Origin of the sequence: Streptomyces sp. NPDC004609 (assembly GCF_042873655.1) — a bacterium.
In the GTDB taxonomy this organism is placed as follows: Bacteria; Actinomycetota; Actinomycetes; order Streptomycetales; family Streptomycetaceae; genus Streptomyces.
Window position 1 is genome coordinate 1 of the sequence record NZ_JBIALS010000087.1, and the last position, 3216, is coordinate 3216.

At 56.9% G+C, this 3216-nt stretch carries 1 rRNA gene; it reads right to left on the reverse strand.

Going from position 1 to position 3216, the window contains the following annotated elements:
* Window positions 1-22: 22 nt before the first annotated feature.
* Window positions 23-3150, reverse strand: a 23S ribosomal RNA gene (locus tag ACFYT4_RS35955).
* Window positions 3151-3216 lie beyond the last annotated feature (66 nt).

A 3216-nucleotide genomic window follows, 5' to 3' on the forward strand; every position in this document is an offset into this window, starting at 1 on the left:
AACACAGTGGACGCGAGCAACTGAGGACAAGCCCTCGGCCTATTAGTACCGGTCACCTCCAGCGGTTACCCGCCTTCCAGATCCGGCCTATCAACCCAGTCGTCTCCTGGGAGCCTTAACCCCTCAACGGGGGTGGGAGTCCTCATCTCGAAGCAGGCTTCCCGCTTAGATGCTTTCAGCGGTTATCCCTCCCGAACGTAGCCAACCAGCCATGCCCTTGGCAGGACAACTGGCACACCAGAGGTTCGTCCGTCCCGGTCCTCTCGTACTAGGGACAGCCCTTCTCAAGACTCCTACGCGCACAGCGGATAGGGACCGAACTGTCTCACGACGTTCTAAACCCAGCTCGCGTACCGCTTTAATGGGCGAACAGCCCAACCCTTGGGACCGACTCCAGCCCCAGGATGCGACGAGCCGACATCGAGGTGCCAAACCATCCCGTCGATATGGACTCTTGGGGAAGATCAGCCTGTTATCCCCGGGGTACCTTTTATCCGTTGAGCGACGGCGCTTCCACAAGCCACCGCCGGATCACTAGTCCCGACTTTCGTCCCTGCTCGACCCGTCGGTCTCACAGTCAAGCTCCCTTGTGCACTTACACTCAACACCTGATTACCAACCAGGCTGAGGGAACCTTTGGGCGCCTCCGTTACCCTTTAGGAGGCAACCGCCCCAGTTAAACTACCCATCAGACACTGTCCCTGATCCGGATCACGGACCCAGGTTAGACATCCAGCACGACCAGAGTGGTATTTCAACAACGACTCCCCCTGAACTGGCGTCCAGAGTTCACAGTCTCCCACCTATCCTACACAAGCCGAACCGAACACCAATATCAAACTGTAGTAAAGGTCCCGGGGTCTTTCCGTCCTGCTGCGCGAAACGAGCATCTTTACTCGTAGTGCAATTTCACCGGGCCTATGGTTGAGACAGTCGAGAAGTCGTTACGCCATTCGTGCAGGTCGGAACTTACCCGACAAGGAATTTCGCTACCTTAGGATGGTTATAGTTACCACCGCCGTTTACTGGCGCTTAAGTTCTCAGCTTCGCCACACCCGAAAGCATGACTAACCGGTCCCCTTAACGTTCCAGCACCGGGCAGGCGTCAGTCCGTATACATCGCCTTACGGCTTCGCACGGACCTGTGTTTTTAGTAAACAGTCGCTTCTCGCTGGTCTCTGCGGCCACCCCCAGCTCACCGAGTAAATCGGATCACCAGTGATGGCCCCCCTTCTCCCGAAGTTACGGGGGCATTTTGCCGAGTTCCTTAACCATAGTTCACCCGAACGCCTCGGTATTCTCTACCAGACCACCTGAGTCGGTTTAGGGTACGGGCCGCCATGAAACTCGCTAGAGGCTTTTCTCGACAGCATAGGATCATCCACTTCACCACAATCGGCTCGGCATCAGGTCTCAGACTTTATGCACGACGGATTTACCTACCGTGCGTCCTACACCCTTACCCCGGGACAACCACCGCCCGGGCTGGACTACCTTCCTGCGTCACCCCATCACTTACCTACTACCACCTTGGTTCAGCGGCTCCACCACTCCGAGCTTGTCCGAAGACGCACCCGGCGGTTTCACGGCCTTAGCATCAGAAGGTTCAGTACTGGGCGTTTCAAAGCGGGTACCGGAATATCAACCGGTTGTCCATCGACTACGCCTGTCGGCCTCGCCTTAGGTCCCGACTTACCCTGGGCAGATCAGCTTGACCCAGGAACCCTTAGTCAATCGGCGCACACGTTTCCCACGTGTGTATCGCTACTCATGCCTGCATTCTCACTCGTGAACCGTCCACCACTCGCTTACACGGCGGCTTCACCCGGCACACGACGCTCCCCTACCCATCAGCACCCCCGTTAGGGGCATATGTGCCAATGACACGACTTCGGCGGTACGCTTGAGCCCCGCTACATTGTCGGCGCGGAATCACTTGACCAGTGAGCTATTACGCACTCTTTCAAGGATGGCTGCTTCTAAGCCAACCTCCTGGTTGTCTCTGCGACTCCACATCCTTTCCCACTTAGCGTACGCTTAGGGGCCTTAGTCGATGCTCTGGGCTGTTTCCCTCTCGACCATGGAGCTTATCCCCCACAGTCTCACTGCCGCGCTCTCACTTACCGGCATTCGGAGTTTGGCTAAGGTCAGTAACCCGGTAGGGCCCATCGCCTATCCAGTGCTCTACCTCCGGCAAGAAACACACGACGCTGCACCTAAATGCATTTCGGGGAGAACCAGCTATCACGGAGTTTGATTGGCCTTTCACCCCTAACCACAGGTCATCCCCCAGGTTTTCAACCCTGGTGGGTTCGGTCCTCCACGACCTCTTACAGCCGCTTCAACCTGCCCATGGCTAGATCACTCCGCTTCGGGTCTTGAGCATGCTACTAAAACGCCCTGTTCGGACTCGCTTTCGCTACGGCTCCCCCACACGGGTTAACCTCGCAACACACCGCAAACTCGCAGGCTCATTCTTCAAAAGGCACGCAGTCACGAGAATGGAGACAAGCTCCATCCCGACGCTCCCACGGCTTGTAGGCACACGGTTTCAGGTACTATTTCACTCCGCTCCCGCGGTACTTTTCACCATTCCCTCACGGTACTATCCGCTATCGGTCACCAGGGAATATTTAGGCTTAACGGGTGGTCCCGCCAGATTCACACGGGATTTCTCGGGCCCCGTGCTACTTGGGTGTCTCTCAAGCAAGCCATGATCGTTTCAGCTACGGGGGTCTTACCCTCTACGCCGGACCTTTCGCATGTCCTTCGCCTACAACCATGGTTTCTGACTTGCCTCACAGCCGGCAGACTATGAAAGAGAGATCCCACAACCCCGCATGCGCAACCCCTGCCGGGTATCACACACATACGGTTTGGCCTCATCCGGTTTCGCTCGCCACTACTCCCGGAATCACGGTTGTTTTCTCTTCCTGAGGGTACTGAGATGTTTCACTTCCCCTCGTTCCCTCCACATGCCCTATGTGTTCAGGCACGGGTGACAGCCCATGACGACTGCCGGGTTTCCCCATTCGGAAACCCCCGGATCAAAGCCTGGTTGACGGCTCCCCGGGGACTATCGCGGCCTCCCACGTCCTTCATCGGTTCCTGGTACCAAGGCATCCACCGTGCGCCCTTAAAAACTTGGCCACAGATGCTCGCGTCCACTGTGCAGTTCTCAAACAACGACCAACCACCCGCCACCCCCAACACAAG